The organism is Acidovorax sp. JMULE5 (assembly GCF_013376875.1).
Lineage (GTDB): Bacteria > Pseudomonadota > Gammaproteobacteria > Burkholderiales > Burkholderiaceae_C > Acidovorax > Acidovorax facilis.
In genome coordinates, this window is record NZ_CP035951.1 from 94738 (window position 1) to 119035 (window position 24298).

At 63.3% G+C, this 24298-nt stretch carries 22 protein-coding genes; 10 read left to right on the forward strand and 12 right to left on the reverse strand.

Going from position 1 to position 24298, the window contains the following annotated elements:
* Nucleotides 1-7: 7 nt before the first annotated feature.
* The 3 genes from EXV95_RS24785 to EXV95_RS00500 all read right to left on the reverse strand — a co-directional run bounded on the left by EXV95_RS24785 (nt 8) and on the right by EXV95_RS00500 (nt 4399).
* Complete coding sequence (locus EXV95_RS24785; RefSeq protein ID WP_218135472.1) at nt 8-1729, reverse strand: AIPR family protein; 1722 nt, start codon at nt 1727-1729, stop codon at nt 8-10.
* Nucleotides 1730-1964: 235 nt separating this feature from the next.
* Nucleotides 1965-2573 (reverse strand): zeta toxin family protein, encoded by a 609-nt coding sequence (locus EXV95_RS00495; protein ID WP_176885397.1) that lies wholly within the window; start codon nt 2571-2573, stop codon nt 1965-1967.
* Nucleotides 2574-2575: 2 nt separating this feature from the next.
* The gene (locus EXV95_RS00500) at nt 2576-4399 is read right to left on the reverse strand and encodes a glutamine--tRNA ligase/YqeY domain fusion protein (protein WP_176885398.1); all 1824 of its coding nucleotides are present in this window, start codon (nt 4397-4399) and stop codon (nt 2576-2578) included.
* A gap of 172 nt (nt 4400-4571) precedes the next feature.
* Between EXV95_RS00500 and EXV95_RS00505 the strand changes: the two genes are divergently transcribed.
* The 6 genes from EXV95_RS00505 (at nt 4572) to EXV95_RS00530 (ending at nt 8844) form a co-directional block, all read left to right on the forward strand.
* The gene (locus tag EXV95_RS00505; RefSeq protein ID WP_176885399.1) at nt 4572-4949 is read left to right on the forward strand and encodes a hypothetical protein; all 378 of its coding nucleotides are present in this window, start codon (nt 4572-4574) and stop codon (nt 4947-4949) included.
* Between the two features lie 226 nt (nt 4950-5175).
* A complete protein-coding gene (gene aroQ / locus EXV95_RS00510; protein WP_176885400.1) occupies nt 5176-5652 on the forward strand; it encodes a type II 3-dehydroquinate dehydratase in 477 nt (158 codons plus the stop codon).
* 30 nt (nt 5653-5682) lie between these two features.
* Complete coding sequence (gene arfB, locus EXV95_RS00515) at nt 5683-6099, forward strand: alternative ribosome rescue aminoacyl-tRNA hydrolase ArfB (RefSeq protein ID WP_176885401.1); 417 nt, start codon at nt 5683-5685, stop codon at nt 6097-6099.
* 145 nt (nt 6100-6244) lie between these two features.
* Nucleotides 6245-7087 carry a class III extradiol ring-cleavage dioxygenase gene (locus tag EXV95_RS00520; protein WP_176885402.1) on the forward strand — a complete coding sequence of 281 codons (843 nt, stop codon included), beginning with the start codon at nt 6245-6247 and terminating at the stop codon, nt 7085-7087.
* 38 nt (nt 7088-7125) lie between these two features.
* Nucleotides 7126-7797: an alpha/beta hydrolase gene (locus EXV95_RS00525; protein ID WP_055393569.1), complete on the forward strand. Its 672-nt coding sequence runs from the start codon at nt 7126-7128 to the stop codon at nt 7795-7797.
* A 150-nt stretch (nt 7798-7947) separates the two neighbouring features.
* Nucleotides 7948-8844: a DUF3014 domain-containing protein gene (locus EXV95_RS00530; RefSeq protein ID WP_176885403.1), complete on the forward strand. Its 897-nt coding sequence runs from the start codon at nt 7948-7950 to the stop codon at nt 8842-8844.
* Nucleotides 8845-8871: 27 nt separating this feature from the next.
* On the opposite strand, the gene EXV95_RS00535 is transcribed toward EXV95_RS00530, so the two are convergent.
* On the reverse strand, nt 8872-9339 hold the full coding sequence (locus EXV95_RS00535; RefSeq protein WP_176885404.1) for an Lrp/AsnC family transcriptional regulator: 468 nt from the start codon (nt 9337-9339) through the stop codon (nt 8872-8874).
* A gap of 127 nt (nt 9340-9466) precedes the next feature.
* Between EXV95_RS00535 and EXV95_RS00540 the strand changes: the two genes are divergently transcribed.
* Nucleotides 9467-10738 carry a methionine gamma-lyase gene (locus EXV95_RS00540; RefSeq protein WP_176885405.1) on the forward strand — a complete coding sequence of 424 codons (1272 nt, stop codon included), beginning with the start codon at nt 9467-9469 and terminating at the stop codon, nt 10736-10738.
* On the opposite strand, the gene EXV95_RS00545 is transcribed toward EXV95_RS00540, so the two are convergent.
* Entirely contained in the window at nt 10686-11159 is a 474-nt protein-coding gene (locus tag EXV95_RS00545; RefSeq protein WP_055393562.1) for an Lrp/AsnC family transcriptional regulator, read from the reverse strand. The two genes, EXV95_RS00540 and EXV95_RS00545, sit on opposite strands and share 53 nt — an antisense overlap.
* A gap of 103 nt (nt 11160-11262) precedes the next feature.
* Here EXV95_RS00545 and mdeB point away from each other — a divergent pair, with 103 nt between their 5' ends.
* Both mdeB and EXV95_RS00555 read left to right on the forward strand, forming a co-directional pair.
* Complete coding sequence (gene mdeB, locus EXV95_RS00550) at nt 11263-13926, forward strand: alpha-ketoglutarate dehydrogenase (protein WP_176885406.1); 2664 nt, start codon at nt 11263-11265, stop codon at nt 13924-13926.
* Between the two features lie 136 nt (nt 13927-14062).
* Nucleotides 14063-14296, forward strand: coding sequence for a hypothetical protein (locus tag EXV95_RS00555; protein WP_176885407.1), 234 nt, complete (start codon nt 14063-14065; stop codon nt 14294-14296).
* A gap of 227 nt (nt 14297-14523) precedes the next feature.
* On the opposite strand, the gene EXV95_RS00560 is transcribed toward EXV95_RS00555, so the two are convergent.
* The 7 genes from EXV95_RS00560 to EXV95_RS00590 form a co-directional block, all read right to left on the reverse strand.
* Nucleotides 14524-16596: a hypothetical protein gene (locus EXV95_RS00560; protein WP_176885408.1), complete on the reverse strand. Its 2073-nt coding sequence runs from the start codon at nt 16594-16596 to the stop codon at nt 14524-14526.
* Between the two features lie 759 nt (nt 16597-17355).
* Nucleotides 17356-18180: a zinc-dependent peptidase gene (locus tag EXV95_RS00565; protein ID WP_176885409.1), complete on the reverse strand. Its 825-nt coding sequence runs from the start codon at nt 18178-18180 to the stop codon at nt 17356-17358.
* Nucleotides 18181-18216: 36 nt separating this feature from the next.
* Nucleotides 18217-19008, reverse strand: a complete 792-nt coding sequence (locus tag EXV95_RS00570) for a UDP-2,3-diacylglucosamine diphosphatase (protein WP_176885410.1) — start codon at nt 19006-19008, stop codon at nt 18217-18219.
* Between the two features lie 16 nt (nt 19009-19024).
* Nucleotides 19025-19531 (reverse strand): peptidylprolyl isomerase, encoded by a 507-nt coding sequence (locus EXV95_RS00575; RefSeq protein ID WP_121419538.1) that lies wholly within the window; start codon nt 19529-19531, stop codon nt 19025-19027.
* A 30-nt stretch (nt 19532-19561) separates the two neighbouring features.
* Entirely contained in the window at nt 19562-20143 is a 582-nt protein-coding gene (locus tag EXV95_RS00580; RefSeq protein WP_055393543.1) for a peptidylprolyl isomerase, read from the reverse strand.
* On the reverse strand, nt 20140-21426 hold the full coding sequence (locus tag EXV95_RS00585; protein ID WP_055393541.1) for a L,D-transpeptidase family protein: 1287 nt from the start codon (nt 21424-21426) through the stop codon (nt 20140-20142). Before EXV95_RS00585 ends, EXV95_RS00580 begins: the two co-directional genes overlap by 4 nt.
* Before the next feature lie 85 nt (nt 21427-21511).
* Nucleotides 21512-22609 (reverse strand): nuclear transport factor 2 family protein, encoded by a 1098-nt coding sequence (locus EXV95_RS00590; protein WP_176885411.1) that lies wholly within the window; start codon nt 22607-22609, stop codon nt 21512-21514.
* A gap of 215 nt (nt 22610-22824) precedes the next feature.
* Here EXV95_RS00590 and cysS point away from each other — a divergent pair, with 215 nt between their 5' ends.
* The gene (gene cysS / locus EXV95_RS00595; protein ID WP_176885412.1) at nt 22825-24273 is read left to right on the forward strand and encodes a cysteine--tRNA ligase; all 1449 of its coding nucleotides are present in this window, start codon (nt 22825-22827) and stop codon (nt 24271-24273) included.
* Nucleotides 24274-24298: the final 25 nt, after the last annotated feature.

Consider the following 24298-nt stretch of genomic DNA (forward strand, 5'->3'; position numbering starts at 1 on the left):
TTGGAGTCTATGCAATCGTCCGGGATGCGACATTTAAAGACGCTACGACAGCTTGGAGTTTTGGCAATTTTCGCGCATCAATTTTTGATCCGCGCAGACTTAAATTGCGTTTTAGTTTGTCTAAAAACGATCGCACCCGTACTTGATTTCTGGGGCTGGAACTTGACTCATCATCTGCAGACAATATGTTGACTGCAATATCAGTATAGAGTTCTAACGCAAGTTTCGCGTATTTCATAACTACGTTATTAAACTCTTCGCGTTTCATTTTCTCAAGGCTGAGTTTTGTAAAATCGGTTCCAACGCGATTTAGCAGGTGGGTGCAAACATAGATGCCCCAAGGGGTTCCATGTATACCCAGAATTGCCCGCATTACAGGGTCATCGTCATCTTGTTGATCTGCCAGAAGAGTAGTGCGCTCTTTTTCGACAGCTGTACCAAGCAACCAATAGAGAAAAACAAACTCAGCGCGAAGTCCCCTTGGGAACAATGATTTGTAATGTTTGTCAAACAGCTCTGTCTTCTTGCTTACCGCATCAAGAACAGTTGCCTCTGAAGCGGATGCCAGGAATTGAGTAATTTTGTCGAGATCAATGCGATTCGCAGTCTTCGGTGATCGAGCGCCCTCTTGCTTAGGCGCATATTTAAAGTCGATCTCGGAGAACCTCAATCGCAAACTTTCCTGCACCGGGTCGAGCAGTCGAACTGCCGATAGTTTTACTGGATTCTGTGTATTGTTGTATCGAACAATATCAGTTACCAGTGTTTTCTTTGCGCCAACGATTCTAACTAAAACCAGAGCTTTGGAATTCAATCCCACTTTTGAAAGACTAACTGTTGTTTGACAGCCGTTGACGATGGAGAATTGAGTTAACTGGTATTTTTGTTCGGTTAAACCCTCAAAACGCTCTGCAACAATAGTGATGCCATTATTCAAGGCCCAAAATATTCCAGGTCTGTCCCTTGCGGTTTCAATGATTTTTTCGTTGATGCCTCCTTTGCGTTCGCCGATAAAGAGACGCACATTACCCTCAAAGAGGGTGTTCTGATGTGCACCATGCAAACGAACTAGTTCACTGGCGGGTACTGTCCCAACAAGGGCTTGGCCGAATTCCCCCTTTACCTCGGCAACCTGTCCAACAAACTCAATCGTGTCTAGTGGAACACTTCTCTCTGTCGTTTTTGCTATCAGGTATTTGTCATATAGACCGTCTTGGTGCTCGTAAAAGAATGAAACGTTCTCGCCGTATGCTTTTGTGCGGTTTGCCGTGTCGCAGGCTCTATCTATTTGGTCTGATTTCGCTGCAAGTGTTACTACGCCCAAAACAAGGGAAAAAGAGTCGACATCGACTCCATCAAATTTATCTGCAATGTCCGGTCTGCCGCCATGGCGAAAAGACTCTGGATCCTTCAGATTTGCAATTGCAGCTGTTATTGCATCCCATTTTTTCTTGCTCGCACTTCGATCAGCCCGATCTGAAACATAGCCCTGCAATACGTAGACCGTTTCGGCATCCTCATCGATGTAAACGAAGTCGCATCCATTGTCTTCGGAACCATCAACAGATGCTGCATCGATCGCTTCATCCTCGTCTATCCCAAATATCGTTACCGCATACCAAGCAGTTATGGCTTTATCCCTAGAAATACCTGATCTTTTTGCGATTGCATCGATGGATGCTGTCAGTTCTTTTCGCGCTTCATTTGAGCGCGTCTTTATAGTTGCCACGACTTGTCTCCCTTTGTATTTCACCTATTGCCCCCCTCATAATCCTGCAGCAACATCGCCAAGCATAATTTCGTTGCTCATGCCACGGGATTTTTCACTGTGGAGCTTGTCCAGCTTTGCGTCGGTAGCTTGAGCCCGTTGGCGATAAGTTTCTTCTTTGCCTGCTTGGAGGCCTGCTTGAGAGCGTCTTCCACCCGGTCCTGCATGGATGCCGCGGGCTTGGGTGCGGCGCGTACTACTGCCCGAGTTGTTGAAGATTCAGCCATTTGTCCGGGTCCTCTACATAAGTGCGGTGTGCAGTGCCGCGTGCGATGGATGTTAGCGCGCCGGTTGCGTTATTCAGCACGCGCCAGCGGTCTGCCAAAGGTAAATACAGGGCAAACAGGTTGTGCAGGCTGCGCTGAAAGCGGCGGGCAATGTCGGCAGGCGGGATGTTGTGCCCGCCCAGTTTGACGCGCAGAGCGACGCGTTGGGTGGCCAGCTCTGCGCTGGGCAAGGCGACGTAATAGATATGCACTTGGTAGCCCTGCGCTTTGCAGCGGGCCAGAAACAGCGCGAAGGTGCGGCTGGAGAGCGTGGATTCAAAGGCAAAGCTGACTTTGGCTGCAGCCAGCGTGCGCAGGCGCTGCAGCATGATGCGCCCCGCCTCAAACGCTACCGTTTCTGGGGCATAGGCCGAGAGGCCTGCCGCAATCTGGTCTGCGTTGACGAACTCCAAGATGCCCAAGGCGTCTTTGAGCAGATAGGGTGCCGCAGTGGATTTTCCCGCGCCATTGGGCCCGGCAATCACCACCACAGTGGGCTGCTTGGGCCTAGGTTGTGGCTTTGTGGCGCGGGCGGGCATGTTTACTTGCCCCAGCTGTCTTTCAACCCCACCGCCAAGTTAAACACCGGCTTCCCCGCCGCGTGATCCACGCGGTCCGCCACAAAGTACCCATGCCGCTCAAACTGGAACTTGTCGTCCGGCTTGGCATTGGCCAGTGACGGCTCCACGATGGCGGTCACCACCTTCAGGCTGTTCGGGTTCAGGCTTTCAATAAAGTCCTTGCCGCCCGCGTCGGGGTGGGCGTCCAGGAACAGGCGGTCGTACATGCGCACTTCGGCGTTCACGCCGTCGGCTACGCCCACCCAGGTGATGGCGGCTTTCACCTTGACGGTGTCGGCGCCGGGGGTGCCGCTTTTGGTGTCGGGCACCACGGTGGCCAGCACTTCGGTGATGTTGCCGTTGGCGTCTTTGTTGGCGCCGGTGCATTCGATGACGTAGCCGCCCTTCAAGCGCACTTTGTTGCCGGGGAACAAGCGCTTGTAGCCCTTTGGGGGCACTTCTTCAAAGTCTTCGCGTTCGATCCAGACTTCCTTGCCGATAGTGAAGTGGCGCACGGGGCTTTCCACACCCTCTGGTGGGTGGGGCAGGGCGGGCAGGGTGCAGGGCTCCAGGTGGCCTGCGCCCATCACGTCGTCCCAGTTGGTCAGCACCAGCTTGACGGGGTTGAGCACGGCCATGCCGCGGTGGGCCTTCAGCTCCAGGTCTTCGCGCAGGCAGCCTTCCAGGGTGCTGTAGTCGATCCAGCTGTCGGATTTGGTCACGCCAATGCGTTCGGCAAAGGTCTGGATGGAGGCGGGCGTGTAGCCACGGCGGCGCAGGCCGACGATGGTGGGCATGCGGGGGTCGTCCCAGCCGCTCACTTTATGGTCGTACACCAGCTGGGCGAGCTTGCGCTTGCTGGTGATGACGTAGGTGAGGTTCAGGCGCGCAAATTCGTACTGGCGGGGGGGCGGGCTGGCCAGCAGGCCGCCTTCGGTCAGGCGCTCCAGCAGCCAGTCGTAGAAGGGGCGCTGGTCTTCAAACTCCAGCGTGCACAGGCTGTGGGTGATCTGCTCCAGCGCGTCCTCGATGGGGTGCGCGTAGGTGTACATGGGGTAGATGCACCAGGTGTCGCCCGTGTTGTGGTGGGTGGCGCGGCGGATGCGGTAGATGGCCGGGTCGCGCATGTTGATGTTGGGGCTGGCCATGTCGATCTTGGCGCGCAGCACCATCGATCCATCTTCATGCTTGCCGTCGCGCATCTCGCGGAACCTGGCCAGGTTCTCGGCTGGGGTGCGGCTGCGGAAGGGGCTGTCCACGCCGGGCTTGCTGAAGTCGCCCCGGTTGATGCGGATCTGCTCCACCGTCTGTTCGTCCACGTAGGCGTGGCCGGCTTCGATCAGGTATTCGGCCGCGCGGTACATGAAGTTGAAGTAGTCGCTGGCCTGGTAGGGAGCGGCGTCGGGTGCGCCGTTCCAGTCAAAGCCCAGCCATTTCACCGCGTCGATGATGCTGTTGACGTATTCGGTGTCTTCTTTTTCGGGGTTGGTGTCGTCAAAGCGCAGGTGGCAGATGCCGCCGTAGTCGCGCGCCAGGCCAAAGTTGATGCAGATGCTCTTGGCATGGCCCACGTGCAGGTAGCCGTTGGGCTCGGGCGGGAAGCGGGTGCGGATCTTGGCGGGGTCGGGCTCGCCCTGGGCGTGGTGGGCGGCGTCGCCGGGGGTGCCCGCCCAGCGGCGGGTTGTGTAGGTGCCTTTTTCCAGGTCATGCTCGATGATCTGGCGCAAAAAGTTGCTGGGCTTGACAGTTTCAGGGGCCGCAGAAGTGGCAGTGGCGGCGGTATTGGCGGGGGAGGGGGTGCTCATACAGCCATTTTAGGCGCCGGTTTCGTGATGGTTTACGCATAGAAACAGGCGCGTATACGTCCAGACACAACGTAAAGACGATTTTGTGCCATCCTTTTGCCTACTTGGTGCGTTATGTACCGGTGAGGTGAGTCCATTTGGCTGGCTGCCCTCGCTCAAACAGGAGATTTCCATGACGAAAACCCGTTCTATCTATGCCATGGCCGCTTCGGCTGGCGTGGCGCTGGCATTGCTGGCCGGCACGGGCGCAGCCCAGGCCCGCGACGTAAATTGGTCGGTTGGCATTGGCGTGCCTGGCGTGGTGGTGGGGGCCAGCAATGGCTACTACGCCCCTGCCCCCACCTATTACGCGCCTCCACCACCCGTGTACTACGCACCACCCAGGCCTGTGTATTACGCTCCTCCCCGGCCCGTTTATTACGCGCCTCCCCCAGCGTATTACGCACCGCCCCCTGTCGTGTACTACGGTGATCGCGGCTACCGCCACCATCGGCACCACCGCCACCACGGATATGGCCATGGGTATGGCCACGGCCGCTGGGACCGTTGATCCCTGAGCTGATCCGCAGGCAGCCTGACCGGGTTGCCGCGTTGTGTAACCAACCTCTTGGGCGCCAGTCGCTCACAGGCAGCGTCTTTGCACAGGCTGCCTTTTACAGCGGTCCTTCGGGGCCGCTTTTCTTTGGGCGCAGACATTTGGGAGGGCGCACGGGGCGCCGCATAATCGCGCACTCTGGCCTGCCAGCGTGGCAGGCGCAACGCCCTCGGAGTGCCGCATGTCTGTGAATAAAAAAACCGTTTTTGTCCTGAATGGCCCCAACCTGAACCTGCTGGGCACGCGCGAGCCCGCTGTGTATGGCGCGGCCACGCTGGCCGATGTCGAAAAGCTGTGCGCCGACGCGTGCGAGCGCCATGGTTTTGCGCTGCGTTTTCACCAAAGCAACCACGAAGGCGCGCTGGTGGACTGGATTCACGAGGCAGGCCGCCTGCACGCGGCGGGCGAGCTGGCCGGCGTGGTGATCAACGCCGGGGCCTACACCCACACCAGCATTGCGCTGCACGATGCCACCAAGGGCACGGGCATCACGCTGATCGAGCTGCATATCAGCAATGTGCATGCGCGCGAGGCTTTCCGCCACCATTCGTACATGGCGGCGGCTGCCAAGGCAGTGATGTGCGGCTTTGGCGTGCTGGGCTATGGCCTGGCGATTGACGGCCTGGCACAACTGCTGGCCCAGCAGCCAGCGGCCTGACGCCGCACAGGCAAGGGGGTAGATAGATATATGAATCCCCCATTGCCCCTGCAGGTGTCTGAGGACGAGGTAGAAATCACCGCCATGCGCGCCCAGGGCGCGGGTGGGCAGAACGTCAACAAGGTATCCAGCGCGGTGCACCTGCGCTTTGACGTGTCGGCATCGTCCTTGCCTGAGGACGTGAAAGAGCGCCTGCTGGCCCTGCGCGACACGCGCATCACGCAAGAGGGTGTGGTGGTGATCAAGGCCCAGCAGTACCGCAGCCAGGACCAGAACCGCACCGATGCGCTCGCGCGGCTGAACGCGCTGGTCAACACTGTGGCCGTGCCGCCCCGGGTGCGCCGCGCCACCAAACCCACCTACGGGTCGAAACAGCGGCGGCTGGAGGGCAAAACCCAGCGCAGCGAGACCAAGGCACTGCGGGGCAGGGTGCGCGACGGGTCTTGAACCGGGGCTCCCTGTGTGGTGGGTATCTACACGGCCCTCGTCCATGGCGCATTGGCATCACCTGTAGAACAATCTGTCCGGCCAGCAGGGCTTGGTATCAGGTGCTATCAGTCCTACATTCATTGCATTCACGGATGGAATTGCCATGACTGCTTTTGCCCAAGCCCCTCTCACTGCTCCCGCTGTGGTTCCCGCCTTGTTCGTATCGCACGGCGCGCCGCTGTTTGCCATCGATGCTGGCACGACCGGCCCGGCGCTCACGCAGTGGGGTGAAAACCTCAAGGCGCAGTACCCTGGCCTGCGCGGCGTGGTCATCATGTCGCCGCACTGGATGGCGCGTTCTGCCCAGGTCATGACCGGCCCGCAGCCCGCCACGTGGCACGACTTTGGCGGTTTTCCTCCCGCGCTGTACCAGTTGCAATACCCCGCCGCAGGCTCGCCTGCGCTGGCGCAAGAGGTGCTGGGCCTGCTGCAGGCCGCTGGTGTGGCCGCACAGGGCGATGCCGCGCGCCCCTTTGACCATGGCGCCTGGGTGCCGCTGATGCATTTGTTCCCGCAGGCCGACGTGCCCGTGGTGCAGGTGGCTCTGCCCGTGGGCGCAGGCCCGGCCGATGTGTATGCACTGGGTGCCGCGCTACGCAGCCTGCGCAGCCAGGGCGTGCTGGTGGTGGGGTCCGGCAGCATGACGCACAACCTGGCCGAATTCTTTGGCGGCGAGCGTGCGCCCGCGCCCTACGTGCTGGAGTTCAGCCGCTGGATCGAGGACGCGCTGGCCCGTGGCGACACGGCCGCGCTGTTCAACTACCGTACCCAGGCCCCCCATGCCAGCCGCGCCCACCCGACCGAAGACCATTTCTTGCCCATCTTCTTCGCGCTGGGCGCGGCGGGCGACGATCTGCACGCAAACTACTTGAGCCGCGAGGTGATGTACAGCATGCTGTCGATGGATGCTTTTGCCCTGGAGCCTGTCGCAGGACGGGCGGGTTAAGTCAGTTTTTTAGCTAAAAATGCCGCTGGCGCTTGTCTATGCTCAATCTACCGCTCACATTTTTGCAGCGTCCCGCTGCTTCCACCACCCCCCGCCCCTGGCTGCTGGTGCTGATGCACGGCGTGGGCAGCAACGAGCAGGACCTGTTCAGCCTGGCGCCGCAGATCCCGGATCGGTTCCACGTGCTCAGCCTGCGCGCGCCGTTTCGCATGGGGCCGGGCGCGCACGCGTGGTTTGATTTTTCGATCGAGCCCGGTGGCGAGCGCACCATCAACGAAGAGCAAGAGGCGCAAAGCCGAGCCTTGGTGGCCCAGGCGGTCGAGTCTGCCGCCGAGCAACTGGGCATTCCGCCCGAGCGGGTGGTGGTGGGCGGCTTCAGCCAGGGCGGCATCATGGCGCTGTCGCTGCTGCTGACCCGGCCCGCGCTGATGCAGGCCGCGCTGGTGTGGCACAGCCGGCTGCTGCAGCAGGTGGTGCCTTTGAGTGCGCCCGCCGATGCGCTGCGGGGCAAACGGCTGTGGCTGAGCCACGGCACGCACGACAACGTGATCCCGCTGGCCCATGCGCAGGCCATTGCGCACCACATGGCGCCGCTGCCGGTGACGGTGACGTACCACGAGTTCCCCAGCGCGCACGAGATCCGGCCGTCTGAGCTGGCGGCCACGGTGGCGTGGCTGGAGTCGTTGTCTACGACACCGACGGCGTTTTAGTCGCGGGCTTCCGGGGCGCGGTCTACATCGCGTTACCGGCGCCTCATCCAGCAGGTTTCCAATCAAGCAGATCCCCAGGGGGGATTGATAGGGAACGCCCGGCGCCGCAGCCGCTCGGACAAGGGTTGTTCCCGTCTTGAAGGAGATCCGATGCCTGACAACGAAACCGCCGAGTTCCGCCCCGCGCCACCGCGCGCATCCTCCGCACCGTGGATCATTGCCGCCGTGCTGGCCTGCGCGGTCGGCGCCGGAGCCGCCTGGTGGTTCTGGCTGCGCCCGGTGGAGGCCCCGGTGGCGCCGCCCCCCGTGGCCAGCGCGCCCGAAGCGCCCGTGGCCCCACCGCCCATGCCCGAGGCGTCTGGTCCCCAGAACCCTGTGGATGCGCTGGCCCCGGCAGACACCGCCTTGCCCGCACTGGCTGAATCCGACAAGCGAGTGGCGGAGCTGCTGGCCGAATTGCTGGGTAGCGACAAGGTCGCGTCGTTCTTGTTGACCGAAGGTTTTGTCCGTCGGGTGGTGGCCACGGTAGACAACCTGGGCCGCGCCCAGGCCCCGTCTCGGATGTGGCCGGTGCAGCCCATGCCGCAGCGCTTTGTGGTGGATGGCGAGGGCGATGCACCCACCACGATAGCCACCGCCAACGCCGCCCGCTACAGCGCCTTTTTGACTTTTGCCGAAGCCGTGCCCCTGGAGCCCGCCGTGGCCTTGTATGCACGGCTGTACCCGTTGTTCCAGCAGGCGTATGAAGAGCTGGGCTACCCCAAGCGCTACTTCAACGACCGCCTGGTGGCCGTACTGGACCACTTGCTGCTGGCGCCCGAGCCCAAAAGCCCGCTGCGCGTGAAGCTCACGCCCGTCAACACCGATGTGCCCAACCTGCGCCCGTGGGTGCGCTATGAGTTTGTGGACCCGGCACTCGAATCGCTCACCAGCGGGCAAAAAATTCTGGTGCGGATGGGGCCTGCGAACCAAGCGCGCGCGAAAGCGCTGGTCCGTGATCTGCGCAAGCGCGTGGCAACCAGCGAGTTGCAGCTCCCCCAGCGGTGAAGGATGTGAGGGGCTGCTGCGCGGTGGCTACAGCGGCAGTGCCATGGTGCGCTTGACCTCCTTGAGCGAGAAGCTGGTGGAAATCTCACGCACGCCGGGCAGGCTGCGCACATGGGTGCGCACATAGTCGGCAAACGATGCGAGGTCGGCCGCCACCACCTCCAGCTGGTAGTCGTAGCGGCCCGAAAGGTTGTGGCACGACAACACCTGGGGCATCGCCATGACCTCGCGCTCCAGGGCCGATGTGGTGTCAGCCGTGTGGTCGTGCAGCGCCAGCTGCACAAAGCCCAGTACGCCCCAGCCCACACGCTGGCGGTTCAGATGGGCGTGGTAGCCCGCAATCACGCCCGCATCCTCCAGCGCGCGCACGCGCCTCCAGCACGGGGAGGTGGACAGCGAAACCGCTTCGGCCAGATCGCCCACGGTGGCGCGACCATCGCGTTGCAGGGCGTTGAGGATCGTGCGGTCCACGGGGTCGAGTGGATGAGGGTGCATGGCAGTGTGTCCTGCAGATTGGGCAATTTGAGGCAAATTTTGCCTTCTTTGATCGCAAGAAGGGCAAATAAGGCGAAAACTTACCCGTTGATGGGTTGAAGAATCTCCCTATTCCAAGGAGACCACCATGACCCGCACATCCGCCACCGGCTTCAGCACACGCGCCATCCACCACGGCTACAACCCGGCCGACCACCAGGGCGCACTGGTGCCGCCCATCCACACCTCGGCCACCTTTGCCTTCCCCGATGTGGCCTATGGCGCGCGCTGCTTTGCAGGCGAGGAGCCCGGCTACTTCTACACCCGCATCGCCAACCCCACGCTGGCGCTGCTGGAGGGGCGCCTGGCCAGCCTGGAGCAGGGCGCAGGCGCCGTGGTGTTCGGCTCGGGCATGGGGGCCATCACGGCCACGCTGTGGTCCATGCTGGAGCCGGGCGATGAAATCCTGGCCGACCTTACGCTGTATGGCTGCACCTTCTCGTTTTTGCACCACGGGCTGGGCCGCTTTGGCGTGAGCGTGCGCCATGTGGACATGACCGACCCGGCCCACGTGGCCGCCGCGCTGAGCCAGAAGACGCGCGTGGTCTACCTGGAAACCCCGGCCAACCCCAACATGCGGCTGGTGGACATTGCCGCCGTTTCGGCCCTGGCCCACGCCCAGGGCGCCAAGGTGGTGGTGGACAACACCTACTGCACGCCCTACCTGCAGCAGCCCCTGCTGCTGGGTGCCGATGTGAGCGTGCATTCCATGACCAAATACCTCGGCGGCCATGGTGACCTGACCGCAGGCGCGGCCGTGTTTGCCGATGCCGAACTGGCCCAGCGCGTGCGCCTGTATGGTCTTAAAGACATGACGGGTGCTGTGATGTCGGCGCAGGACGCGCACCTTGTGATGCGCGGCCTCAAGACGCTGGCGCTGCGCATGGACCGTCACTGCCAGAGCGCTCAGAAAGTGGCCGAGTTCATCGCCGCCCACCCGGCTGCGGCGGCCGTGCACTACCCCGGCCTGCCCAGCTTTGCCCAGCACGCGCTGGCAAAGCAGCAGATGCGCCAGATGGGCGGGATGATCGCTTTTGAGCTGCGTGGTGGCCTGCAGGCGGGCGTGCGCTTCATGGACGCGTTGCAGCTCGTCACCCGCGCCGTGAGCCTGGGCGATGCCGAGACGCTGGCCCAGCACCCGGCCAGCATGACGCATTCCACCTACACGCCCGAGCAGCGTGCCGCCCACGGCATTGCCGAAGGGCTGGTGCGCCTGTCGGTCGGCCTGGAGGACCTGGATGACCTGCTGGCCGATATTGGCCAGGCACTGGACCTGGTGCAGGCGCTGGATTTCAAGGCCGAGCCCACTACGGGGAAGACTGCGGCAGCGGCAGCGCCGTCTTGTAACGCACCTGCTTGAGCGCGAAGCTGGAGCGGATCTTCTCCAGCCCTGGAATGGGGGAAAGCTGTTCGACGATGAAGCGCTCCAGCGCCGCAATGTCGGGCAGTGCCACGCGGATGAGGTAGTCCGAGTCGCCGCTCATCAGGTAGCACTCCATCACCTCATCGTGCTCGGCAATGCGTTGTTCAAAGTCGGCCAGCGCTTCCTTGCTCTGGCTTTTCAGGCTGATGCTGATGAACACGTTCAGTCCCAGCCCCAGTGCGGCGGCGTTGGCCAGCGCTACATAACGGGCGATGACACCCTCGGTCTCCAGTGCCTTCACGCGTGCCAGGCAGGGAGACGGCGAGAGATGCACACGCCGGGCCAGCTCCACGTTGGAGAGCGAGCCATCGGCCTGCAGTTCGGCCAGTATGCGCAGATCGGTGGTGTCAAGCTTCATGTGCTGCAATATTGGTTTTTGGTGGAATATTGTGCTGCTATTGATGGCCAATTTTCGCGATTCGGCATCACATTTTTTGCAAATCCTTCTAGAGTGTGCTCCTATGAATGCCCCCTTGCCTTCCCATCTGCTCCACACCCAGGATGCCCTGGCCGACACTGACCCCCAGGAGACCGCCGAATGGCGCGACGCCTTTCTGGCCCTGGTTGCCACCGAAGGCCCCGAGCGGGCGCGGCACATGCTGCAGGAGCTGGTGCGGGTGGCGCGTGCGCAGCGAATTGGCTGGCAGCCCGACCTGAACACGCCGTACGTGAACACCGTGGCGGTACAGGACCAGCCCGTGTTCCCCGGCGACTTGGCCATCGAAGAGCGCGTGGCTTCCATCGTGCGCTGGAACGCGCTGGCCATGGTGGTGCGCGCGAACCAGGCGTATGGCGAACTGGGTGGCCACATCGCCAGTTATGCGAGCGCGGCCGACTTGTTCGAGAGCGGCTTCAACCATTTCTTCCGTGCACGTGAGGGTGTGGGTGAAGGCCAGCACCGGGGAGATCTGGTGTTCTTCCAGCCTCACAGCGCGCCGGGCGTATATGCCCGCGCATTCCTCGAAGGGCGCTTGTCCGAAAAAGATCTCATGCATTACCGCCAGGAGCTGACCGCTCCTGCTGCGGGCGCACAAGGCCTTTCGAGCTACCCGCATCCCTGGCTGATGCCGGACTTCTGGCAGTTTCCCACGGGGTCCATGGGCATCGGCCCCATCAGCAGCATCTACCACGCGCGCTTCATGCGCTACCTCACGCACCGCAATCTGCTGGACTGCAGCCAACGCAAGGTGTGGGGCGTGTTTGGCGACGGCGAAATGGACGAGCCCGAGAGCATGAGCGCGCTGACCCTGGCCGCGCGCGAGGGGCTCGATAACCTCGTCTGGGTGGTCAACTGCAACCTGCAGCGCCTCGACGGCCCCGTGCGTGGCAACGGCCGCATCATCGACGAGCTGGAGCGCCTGTTCGCGGGTGCTGGCTGGAACGTGGTCAAGCTGGTGTGGGGCAGCGACTGGGACGGCCTGTTCGCCCGCGACCTGACCGGCGCGCTGGTGCGCACGCTCGAAGGCACGGTGGACGGCCAGATGCAGACCTTTGCTGCCAAGGACGGCCGCTTCAACCGCGACAACTTCTTCGGCCAGAACCCCGAGCTAGCGGCACTGGCCCAGGGCATGACGGACGAGCAGATTGATCGCTTGAAGCGCGGTGGGCACGACCTGGTAAAGATCCACGCCGCCTACGCTGCAGCCAGCGCCCACAAGGGCCAGCCCACAGTGATCCTGGCGCACACCAAGAAGGGCTACGGCATGGGCACGGCCGGCCAGGGCAAGATGACCACGCACAGCCAGAAGAAGCTGGACGAGACGGACCTCATCGAGTTCCGCAACCGCTTCAACCTGCCGCTGTCCGACGAGCAGGCTACGAGCCTCGCCTTCTTCAAACCTGCCGAAGACAGCCCCGAGATGCGCTACCTGCGCAGCCATCGCCAGAACCTGGGCGGCTACCTGCCGCGCCGCGAGACGGCCTGCGAGGCGCTGCCCGTGCCGGCGATCGAAAGCTACGCCCAGTTCGCGCTACAAGCCGATGGCAAGGAGATGAGCACCACCATGGCCTTCGTGCGCATGCTGGGCACCTTGCTCAAGGACGCCACGCTGGGCCCGCGCATCGTACCCATCGTGGCCGACGAGGCGCGCACCTTCGGCATGGCCAATCTGTTCAAGCAGGTCGGCATCTACAGCAGCGTGGGCCAGCGCTACGCGCCCGAGGACATCGGCTCGGTGCTGAGCTACCGCGAGGCGCTGGACGGCCAGATTCTGGAAGAAGGCATCAGCGAAGCCGGCGCCATCGCCAGCTGGACCGCTGCGGCCACCAGCTACAGCGTGCACGGCCTGGCCATGCTGCCGTTTTACATCTACTACTCGATGTTCGGCTTCCAGCGCGTGGGCGATGCCATCTGGGCCGCGGCCGACCAGCGTGCGCGCGGCTTCTTGCTGGGCGCCACGTCGGGCCGCACCACGCTGGGTGGAGAGGGCCTGCAGCACCAGGATGGATCGAGCCACTTGGTGGCAGCCACCATCCCCAACTGCAAGGCCTACGACCCGGCCTACGCAGGCGAGATGGCCGTGATCATCGATGCTGGCATGCGCGAGATGGTGACCGAGCAGCGGGACGTTTTCTACTACGTGACACTGATGAACGAGAACTACGCCCAGCCCGACCTGCCCGCCGGTGCGGCAGAAGGTGTGTTGCGTGGTTGCTATGTTTTTAAGAGCTACTCGCGCTTGATAGATAAGCGCGATAGCACGATTTCATCCGAATCCGTCACCCTGATGGGCTCTGGCGCCATCCTGACCGAGGTGGTCAAGGCTGCCGAACTGCTGGCCGCAGAAGGCGTGGATGTGACCGTGCTCAGCGTGACCAGCTGGAGCGAGCTGGCGCGCGACGGTGTTGCGTGCGAACAGCGTTGGCTCGCGGGCGAATCTGCGCCTGCATCCGCATGGCTGACGCAACAACTGGCCACAACACGCGGGCCCGTGATTGCAGCCACCGACTACGTGCGCGCCGTGCCCGAGACGGTGCGGGCGCTTGTCCCCGAGGGCCGCAAGTATGTGACCCTGGGCACGGACGGATTTGGACGCAGCGACACGCGCGCTGCACTGCGCCAATTTTTTGGCGTAGACGCTTCCAGCGTGGCCCAAGCTGCACGACGTGCGATGACCGCTGACTGACGAACACGGGCGCCGTGTGGGCGCCTGCTGTCGTTCCGTGATTCCGCAATTCCGCCCTCGGGGTGGGGTGGGTGAATGCCGTTGCCCAATTCGGTACAGGCTTCCTACAATGGCCCAGCAACCGCAAGAGGGCGCCATGACACACGTCACCTGGGACCACAACCCGCCGACCACCTGGACAGCCATGGCGGACGGGCAAGCACTTTGCTCCGTCAAGCGCAAGGACATTGGAGGGTGGACGGCGGTCTGGACGGACGAGCGCCTGTGGCCAGCGCCACCCCATCTGCCCAAGGCCATGCCCCAGCCCACACGGTTTTTCAGCAGTCTGGAAGAAGCCAAACTGGCGGTCGAGCAGGCGCTGTCGGCGTGAACCGTTGTCGGGCCTGAATCCGTCAGGCATCCAGCAGCTGGCTGGATTCCATCAGGTGTTGGATTGCTTTGTTTTTTATAGCGGCCAACGCAATACCAACGGGCGCCAGGGCCGACACTGATTCGTGAAGCTGTTTTTTGCAGCGCCCACCCGCCATACCGACTGCAAGGCGCCAAAGGGCCTTGCACCTTGGCCCCTTCGGTGCGCCAGGGGCCGTAGCCACATGGTCAGGGCAGTTTGACGGCCGCCACGGCGTTGGACGTGGAGATGAAGAGTGTGGTGTCGCGCACGGCAAGGCCCCAGGGCTCGTCGATGAGGCCGGGCAGGTCTCCTGCCGCAAATCCCTGGCCCCAGGGTTTGCCCACCAGCGTGCTGACCTGGCCATCGACGCCAATCTTGCGCACCACATGGTGGCGCGGATCGGTCACATAGACGTTGCCCTTTGCGTCGGCTGCCAGGTGGGCCTGAGAGTCGGAGAGTGCCGCGCCTGTGTCCACGGCCAGTTGCGCCGACGATACGGGGCCATTCACCAGCCCGGGGGGCATGTCCGCGCGGCCTGCAACGGTGCTCACGCTGCCTGCGGGGGTGATCTTGCGGATGGTGGGGCCCACGCCCGTGATGTTGTGGTAGCGCCCATCGACCACATACAGGTTGCCCGCAGGGTCGAGCGCCATATGGCCCAGCGCCGAGAACAGCGCCGAACCGGCAGGGCCGTCTGCATGCCCCCGTGCGTTGGGGTTGCCTGCAAACAGGCTGACGGCACCGGTCGGGCTGATCTTGAAGATCACGCCTTGCAGCGACGATGCGTACAAGGTGCCCGCATCGTCGGCGACCAGGCCCGTGATGCCAAGATCCAGGAATGCTGGGATGGCATTCAACTGGGCGGACAGGTCCGCAAAAACTGCGACGTTGCCTGCGGGCGTGGCCTTCAGGATGCGCTTGAGAGAGTAGGAGTAGATGTTTCCGGCACCATCCACGGTGAGTGCTTCAGGGCCGCAGAAGGCGACTTCGTTGATTGGCCCCGTGATTTGCGAGCACGGGTTTTTAACTCTGCCCAGGGTGCCCACCATGCCATCCGGCTGAATGGTTCGAATGGCTGCATTGTTGCGGTCGCGCACATACAGGGTGCCTGATTTGCCCACGGCCAGCGCCCCCGGGCCGTCGAAACGGGCTGTGCTCCCGCTACCATCGGCCCAGCCAGGGCTGGGTGCCGTTCCCACTTTCAAGTCGGCAGCGCCATCGCGGGGGTAGCGGTGGATCAGTGCGTAGCTTTGGAAACTGCTGGACGCGCTGTTTTCGGTGACGAGGAAGCGCCCTTGGGCATCCACCGCGAGGCGTTTGGCAGCGCAAAAGGCAGGCGGCAGGCCATCGGCGCCGAAGGCGCAGTCCGCTGCGCGCCGCACGGTGGTGACGGAACCATCGGCCGCGATCTCGCGCAGCGGCGTGCCCAGGTGCCTGTCCAGCACAAATATCCGGTTGGAGCGGTCTATGGCAATAGCTTGCAGTTCGCCAAACTTGGCCGCTGATGCCGAACCGTCCACATGGCCAGCGTTGCCCTGGGCCACGGTGCCTGAGAGCACCGTGGCCTGTCCACCGGGCGCAAATTTGCGCACCACATGGTCGTTGGGATCGGCGGCGTACAAGGCCCCGGCGGAGTCGGTCGCCAATTGCACCGGGTAGAAGCGCGCGGGGTTGTTGCGCCCTTGTCCTGGCGTCGGAATCTGGCTGACCTTGAACACCACGGTGCTGACCACGCCGGCTGGTGTGATTTTGCGGATGGGGTTGCCCGTGGGCTCGGCAGGCAGGGTCTGCGTCAAAGGTGCCCATTCAGAGACATAGACATTGCCATCCTTGTCCACGGCAATGCTGGTGGGGCTACACAGCGTAGCCGCCGTGCCGGTGCCGTCGGCATTGCCACACACGCCCACCTGGCCAGCCAGCGTGGTGACGTTGCCGGATGCATCGATCTTGCGCACCAGGTGGTTCCCGGCGTCGGCCACGTAGGCGTTGCCCGCCGCATCCACCGCCACGGCCAGCGGCGCGTTGAAACGGGATGCGGTGCCTGCGGCGTCCAGGTAGCGCGTCTCGGTGCTGCTCGCGTCACTCCGTGTGGGGCCGCCGCCTGCGACCGTGGTGAGCTGCCCGGTGGGGGAGAGTTTGCGAATGGTGTTGTTGCCGGTGTCTGCCATCAGCACATCGCCCGTGGGGGTGAGCGCCATACCGCCCATTTCGACGCTGATCTTTGCAGAAGTCCCGGTGTCATCCTGGTTGCCCGGGCCATCGGTGCTGCCTGCCAACAAGGACAGGGCTGTGGCGGGCGGCGGTGGCGGGGCTGGTGTATCGCTGGAACCCCCGCCGCAGGATGCAAGCACAGGGATTGCCAGCGAGGCCAGCAGCCTCCAGCGGGCTCGGTGTGGGGTGCATGGTTTGCTTTGCATAAAAATCCTATGAAAAAGTTGGGTCAGAGTCGCAGACTGGCCATCAGCCCGATGAAAACGCATGGGAGGGGAAGTTGGTCACCGCCATCTCATCCAGGCTGACTCCAAAGCGGGCCGTGGCGAGTGCGGCGCTGGCGGTGGGGTAGGGGTGTCAGAGGAGCTGTCCCCAGACGCGGCGACCACGGGGACTCCCAATGCGGCAAGCAGGCCAATGCGTCGCAGTCGATCCTTGGATGCGGTGTTGGGCATGAAGCTCCCTATCGCGAATTTCGGTTTTGACTTTCGCAAAACAGTGCCCAGGCAGACAGCGCGCCTCAAGACAAGGCGGTTGTTGCATCCCTGTTTGCTAAGAGCGGCTAACAAAACTCTTCTGGCGTGGTTGCCGCGTCTTGTCGTACTGCTCGTACTGCCTGCGACGCAACGCCTAGCCAGAACCGCTTCGCTGAGTTTGTTAGCCGCTCTAAGTCCTATCGGTGATGTTGGGGCAACGATACATGACGGGAGGAGTTTATGGACTGTGTATGACAGCCGCCAAGTAACTGTCGGTTACGGCAGGCGGGCATACGTTAAAACACCCGGCCCTCCCCAATTGACATGAGGATTTTGAGATGGCTGTTGGGGTTAGCGCACAGGCGGGCAGAAAAATGCATCCAGCACCGGCATCAGCGCCGGAAACTCCTGCGCAAAACGCTCGCGGTTCACAAAGTACGCCTCGCAGGCCACCGCAAAAAACTCGGACTGTGATGTGGCTCCGTAGGCGTCCAGCCAGGGGCGTTCTGCGCCGAAGCGCTCGGCCAGGATCACGCGCTCGCGGAACTGCTCGTACGCCGGCTCCCAGGCGGCCCACCAGGCTTCGTAGGCCGCGCGCCCGGTGCGTGTTCCCATGAAGCCTGCGGGCAAGGGCGGGCAGCCGTTGGGTTCGCCGCTCTTCATGTCGAGCTTGTGCACAAACTCGTGCACCACCACGTTGTGGCCGCGCGCGGTGTTCTCGGCGGCGTTGGCGATGTGCTGCCAACTGAGCATGATGGGGCCGCGCTCCATGGCCTCGCCCAGCAGCACCTGCGTGTGTTCGTGCACCACACCGGCTTCGTCCACGGTCTGGCGGCGCGCCACGGCCTCACCCGGGTGCAGCACGATGGTGACGAAATCGTCGTACCAGCCGAGCGCCTTGGCCGGGTCGCCCCAATGCAGCAGAGGCAGGCAGGCTTGCGCCGCAATGTCGATGGCCATGGCGTCGGTCACCACCAGGCCGTGCGCGCCGTGGAACTCCTTGTGGTGCAGAAAGAGGGCGCTCAAGGCGCGCAGCTTGGACTGGTCGTGCAGCGAGAGCGCCGCCAGAAACGGGTAACGCTGTAGGGTCTGGAGCCACAGCGTGGCCGAGATGTCGGGCACGGGGGCCACCGTGGCGCGGACGCGGCTCCAGAGCCGATGGAAAAGAGGGGGCATGGCGATCAGGCAGCGGGTGGTGAAACCCCGCGCAGTTCAGGATCGCGAGTACTTGGGGGCCAGGGACCGCCGTTCCAAGCCCGTGTGCGACAAACGCAGTGTTTCCGCGCGGGGCGGTAGTGCAGCGGCATCCCAGTCGCTGAGCACCACGCGCTGCAGGCCGGGCGCCAGCACATGGTCGGCGGGTCGGTGGGTGTGGCCGTGAATGAGCGTATGCGCCTGGGCCGCCTGCAGCCAGGTGATGGCGACCGGGCCGTCTACGTCGGCATAGGTGACGCCCGACTGTTTGCGTGCCTCGCTCTCCTGGCGGATGCCACGGGCCTGCGCGCGACGTGTGGCCAGGGGCTGCGCCAGAAACTGCTGCTGCCACTCGGCACTGCGGGCCTGCACGCGAAAGCGCTGGTACTCGACATCGTCCAGGCACAGCAGGTCGCCGTGGCTGAGCACGAAGCGCTGGCCGCCAAACACCAGCACCGTCGGGTCTGCCAGGCCAGTGATGCCACACTGCGCCAGGAACGCAGGGCCCGCCAGAAAGTCGCGGTTGCCGTGCATGAAGTACACGGGCAGGCGCTGCGCGGCGGCCCGCAGGGCGGCGCAGCCTTCGGCCTCGAAACTACCAGGTTCGCCCATGGCGTCATCGCCCACCCACACCTCGAACAGGTCGCCCAGGATGAAGAGGGCATCGGCCGTGGTGGTGGCCAGGTAGTGCTCGAAAGCGGCCACTGTGGCGGGCTCGCTGGCCTGTAGATGCAGGTCCGAAATGAAATCGACCGTGCGCCAGTGCGATGGAGCTGCAAGCTCCTCGAACCGGGGCACGGTCGTGGTCACGGACTTGGCAGTCAGATCAGAGAGCGACTGCCTTCTCGATGATCACGTCTTCCTTCGGCACGTCGTCATGGAAACCCTTGCGGCCCGTCTTCACGGCCTTGATCTTGTCCACCACGTCGGTGCCCGATACGACCTTGCCGAACACGGCATAGCCCCAGCCCTGGGCCGAGGGGGCCGTATGGTTCAGGAAGCCGTTGTCGGCCACGTTGATGAAGAACTGGGCGGTGGCCGAGTGCGGGTCGCTGGTGCGGGCCATGGCCACGGTGTAGTTGGCGTTCTTGAGGCCATTGTTGGCTTCGTTTTCGATGGGCGCGTCAGTGCCCTTCTGGGTCATGCCGGGCTCAAAGCCGCCGCCTTGCACCATGAAGCCAGGAATCACGCGGTGGAAGATGGTGTTGTTGTAATGGCCCTTGTTCACATAGGCCAGAAAGTTCTCGACCGACTTGGGGGCCTTGGCGGCATCGAGTTCGAGGGTGATGACACCGTAGCCGGTGATGTGCAGTTCGACCTGGGGGTTGCTCATGGCAATGCTTCCTTCAAAAAAATGGCGGGTTCACTTCACCAGGGTGGCGGAGTTGATGGTGACGGGAGTGGTGGGCACGTTCTGGTGCGGGCCCTTGTTGCCGGTGGCCACGGCCTTGATCTTGTCCACCACGGCCGTGCCTTCGACCACCTTGCCGAACACGGCATAGCCGTGGCCGTCGGGGCTCGGTGCGTTGAGCATGGCGTTGTCCTTCACGTTGATGAAGAACTGCGATGTGGCCGAGTTGGGGTTGCCCGTGCGCGCCATCGCGATGGTGTAGGTGTCGTTCTTGAGGCCGTTGTTGGCTTCAAGGGGAATAGGGGCCTTGGTGGGCTTGGGAATGAGGTCAGCGGTGTAGCCACCGCCCTGGATCATGAAACCATCGATCACGCGGTGGAACACGGTGCCGTCATAGGTCTTGTCCTTGACGTAGCCCAGGAAGTTTTCTACCGTCTTGGGTGCCTTGGCCGGGTCGAGTTGCACCACGATGTCCCCCATCGAGGTGGACAGCTTCACCTTGGGGGCGTCTTGCGCCTGTGTAGGTGCTACTGAAAAAATAGCTGTCAGCGCAATACCAGCAAGCGCCAGGGTCGAATTTCTTCTGGAAATCATCCAATCACTCCTTCGAAAAATATCTGCCATTGTTGGCCCCGCCGCGCCCAGTACTGGCGTTTGACGGGACCCGTGCGGGCGCCTTCGGCGACTTCGCCGAACGTTACCACCATGGTGTCGGCAGAGTCTGTCCAGCGCAGGTAAGACTTGTCCTTGAGGTGGAGTTCCCGGCCTTTCAGGGCGCGGGTCTCCGCCTGGAGCACCTGGGTCCATTCGTTGAGCGGTTTTTTGCGGTAACTCTGGAAGTCTGGCGCGTAAAAGCCGAGCAACCGGTTCATGTCGCCCTGGGTCTTGGCGTTGCGCCAGGCATTGAGCACCGCGTCGAAAGACTTGCGGTCCGCCTGCACGGCGTGGGGCGCTACCCACTGCAGCTGGCGCGCAATGACCACGGGGGTGGAACGGGGCTCCACCGTGCGCAGAATGCGTTCCAGGTCGGGATTGGCCAGCACCAGGCAGCCATCGGTGGCCAGGGGCGCGCGGGCAAACTGGTCGGGTGGCGTGCCATGCAGCCAGATGCCGCTGCCGGTCTTGCCCCGGCTCTGGTCCAGCGGGTTGGGGTAGTTGATGGGCAGCGCGCCTGCGCCGTAGAAGTCCTTGAGCGTGGCGGGGTCCAGGCGGCTGGTGATGAAGTACACACCAAGCGGTGTGCGCTGGTCGCCCTCCAGGCTTTTCTCGATACCCAGCTTGCCGACCGAGGCGTAGTAGTCGGCCACCAACTGCAGGCCCTTGGGCGTGTTCTCGAAAAGGTACAGGCGCGAGCGCGAAGCGTCCACTGCAATTGCATGGCGCGAGCGGGGCGAGAGTTCCAGGAACTGGGCGGGAATGCTGTGCGCGGGTGGGCGGCTGCGCTGGGCGTCCACGCGCTGGCGCGATTCGTTGCGCAGCTCTTCCAGGGTGGTGGCTACCTGCAGGCTGCGTGCTGTGTCGGGCTCTGGCACATCGCCCATGCGGCGGATGGGCCGCGTGCGCGACATCAGCAGGTCGCCCACGGCCAGTTGCGCCAGCTGGAAGTTGGGATAGTCACGCGCCAGGGTTTCGGCCTGGGCCAGTGCCTCGCGGCTGCGGCCTTCTGCGATGAGCTTGTACACGGCCAGCAGGCGTGTTTCCGCCTGTCCGTCGCGCAGGTTGGGCGCCTTGGTGTCGGCTGGCTCTGTCGAAGGCTGGGTGGCGGCGCGGCGTACTTTTCCGCTCTGGGCGTGCGCCGGTGCTGCCTGCAGCAGTGCGGCGAGGAACAGGGTGCCTGCCGCAGCCCGGCGGCTTGGTGCGGACAACTCCACAAACATGCGCGGTTTCAGGTTCAGGCCTTCAGGGGCACGGCAGCAGGCACAGCCCGCGCACGCTGCGCAGGCCCAGGGTCGGGGCTCACGGTCAACCGCCTGTGGATTCGCGGACGATGGTCCAGCGGCCGTTGTGGTTCACCAGGTCCAGCGTCTTGCGGCTCGTGACGTTGAGTGCATCAGCGGTATAGGCCTGCCGAAAACGGGCGGTGGCCTTGTCGCCATTGACCGCAACGGTAACGTCTGACAGCTGCACGTTGATCTTGGACTTGCCCACGATGCGCGCCTCGCGCTCCTTTTCCCACGCGGAACGCGTCTGGCGGCCGGGTGGATCGAACGATTTGTCGTAGGCGCCCAGATAGGCCTGCATGTCTTTGGCCGACCAGGCGGCCGCCCATGCCTGCACGGCCGAGGTCACAGCCTGAACGGCTGCGGCGTCGCTTGCTGCTGCCGGGGTGGCTGCGGGTGCTGCGGTGGGGGCTTGGGCGATAGCAGGCGCAGGAGCAGGAGCTGCACTGGGCGCAGATGCGGGTACGGGTGTGGCTGCCGGGGTCGGTGCAGGGGCGGGGGCCACTGCTGCGGGTTGCGCTGGCCGCTGCGTGGCCACCACGGCAGGGGGCGTTGGAGGGGCTGCGGCGGCGGGGCGGCCTGGCTTGCCGGCGGCTTCTGGCGCGAACAGCTCGCGGATCAGTGCCAGCTTGGGCTTGACGGAATTGGCGTTGGTGGCGTCCAGCTGCAGCGCCTTGTTGTAGGCCTGGCTGGCCAGCTTGGCGTAGATGTCGCCTAGATTTTCGTGGGCAGTGGCGTAGCTGGGGTTGGTGCGGATTGCCATCTCCAGCGCCGTGCGTGCCTTGTCCAGCTGGTTCTGGTTGGCGTAGAGCACCGCCAGATTGTTGTAGGGTTCGGGCAGCTCGGGATACTCTTCCGTCAGCTTGGTGAAGGTGGTGATGGCATCAGCAGGCTTGCCCGAATCTGCCTGTGCCACGCCACGCAGGAAGCGCAGCTGCGGGTCGCGTGGGTTGGCGGCCAGGCGCTGATCGGCCTTGGCGAGCGCGTCGGCGGGCTTGCCTGCTTTGATCAGCTGGGTGATTTCTGTGTAGTCGTCGGCCTGGGCCGCGCCAGTGCCCAGCAGCGCGGTCAGTGCCAGCAGGCGCAGGAGGCGTGGAAGTGTGCGGCGGACTTGCTTCATGGGGGCTTCAAAGGTGTGGGGCAGCGTCTGTCCCGGGCGGGGGCTTATACTGCGGCGGATTGTAGCTGAGGGGGTTGTCATGACGGAACGCTGTTGCCGCGGGTGATTTCGCTGTAGGCCCCTCGCTGGGCCAACCCTTCGCCAGGGGCCTTTGCCCCCAGCTGCCGGGTGGATTTTCATTCACCCACCACCCCATCCCCCGTTACTGAAATCCCATGAGTTTGCGCATCTACAACACGCTGTCGCGTGCATTGGAAGACTTTTCCCCGCTCGAACCTGGCCATGTGCGCATGTATGTGTGCGGCATGACCATCTATGACCTGTGCCACATCGGCCACGCCCGCATGATGATGGCCTTTGACGTGGTGCAGCGCTGGCTCAAAAGCAGCGGCTACCGCGTCACCTACGTGCGCAACATCACGGACATTGACGACAAGATCATCAAGCGCGCGCTGGAGCGCGGCATCACCATCCGTCAGCTCACCGACGAGATGATTGCCGCCATGCACCAGGACATCGGCCTGCTGGGCATCGAGCCGCCTTCGGCCGAGCCCCGCGCCACCGAATATGTGCCCCAGATGCTGTCGCTGATCGGCCAGCTTGAGGGCAAAGGCCTAGCCTACCGTGCCAGCAATGGCGATGTGAATTACTCCGTGCGCAAGTTCGACGGCTACGGCAAGCTCTCGGGCAAGTCGCTTGATGAACTGCGTGCGGGTGAACGCGTGGCCGTGCTCGATGGCAAGGAAGACCCGCTCGACTTCGTGCTGTGGAAGTCCGCCAAGGCCGAGGAACCACCTGAGGCCAAGTGGGAAAGCGCTTTTGGCGCCGGCCGCCCCGGCTGGCACATCGAATGCTCGGCCATGAGCTGCGCCACGCTGGGCGAGACGTTTGACATCCACGGCGGCGGGGCTGATTTGCAGTTCCCCCACCACGAAAACGAAATCGCCCAGAGCGAAGGCGCCACGGGCAAGCCGCTCGCGAAGTTCTGGGTGCACAACGGTTTTGTGCGCGTGGACAACGAGAAGATGTCCAAGAGTCTGGGCAACTTCTTCACCATCCGCGATGTGCTCCAGCAGTACGACGCCGAGACGGTGCGTTTCTTCATCGTGCGGGCCCATTACCGCAGCGCGCTGAACTACAGCGATGCCCATCTGGACGACGCGCGCCAGGCCCTCAAGCGCCTGTACACGGCGCTGAGCCTGGTGGCGCCCGCCGATGTGGCGACCATCAACTGGGCCGACCCCTATGCCGCGCGGTTCAAGGCCGCGATGGACGAGGACTTTGGCACGCCCGAGGCCGTGGCCGTGCTGTTTGATCTGGCAGGCGAAGTCAACAAGACGCGATCTGCCGCGCTGGCGGGGCTGCTTAAGGCGCTGGGGGGATGCCTGGGCATTCTTCAAGGCGATCCACAAGCTTTTCTTCAATGGATGCCTCAGACGTCGGTTGTTACGCAGGGGTTGTCAGCCCATCCACTCGAATTAGGGGAGGGCAAGGCTGTGTTACGGCCGTCTAAGGATCAAATTGAGGTCCAGATCGCTGCCCGCGCCGCCGCCAAGGCTGCCAAGAACTTCGCCGAGGCCGACCGCATCCGCCAGGCGCTGCTTGCCCAGGGCATCGTGCTCAAGGATTCCGCCGCAGGCACGACCTGGGAAGCTGCGCAGTGAAGCTGGTTTTTATGTCAAATATGCC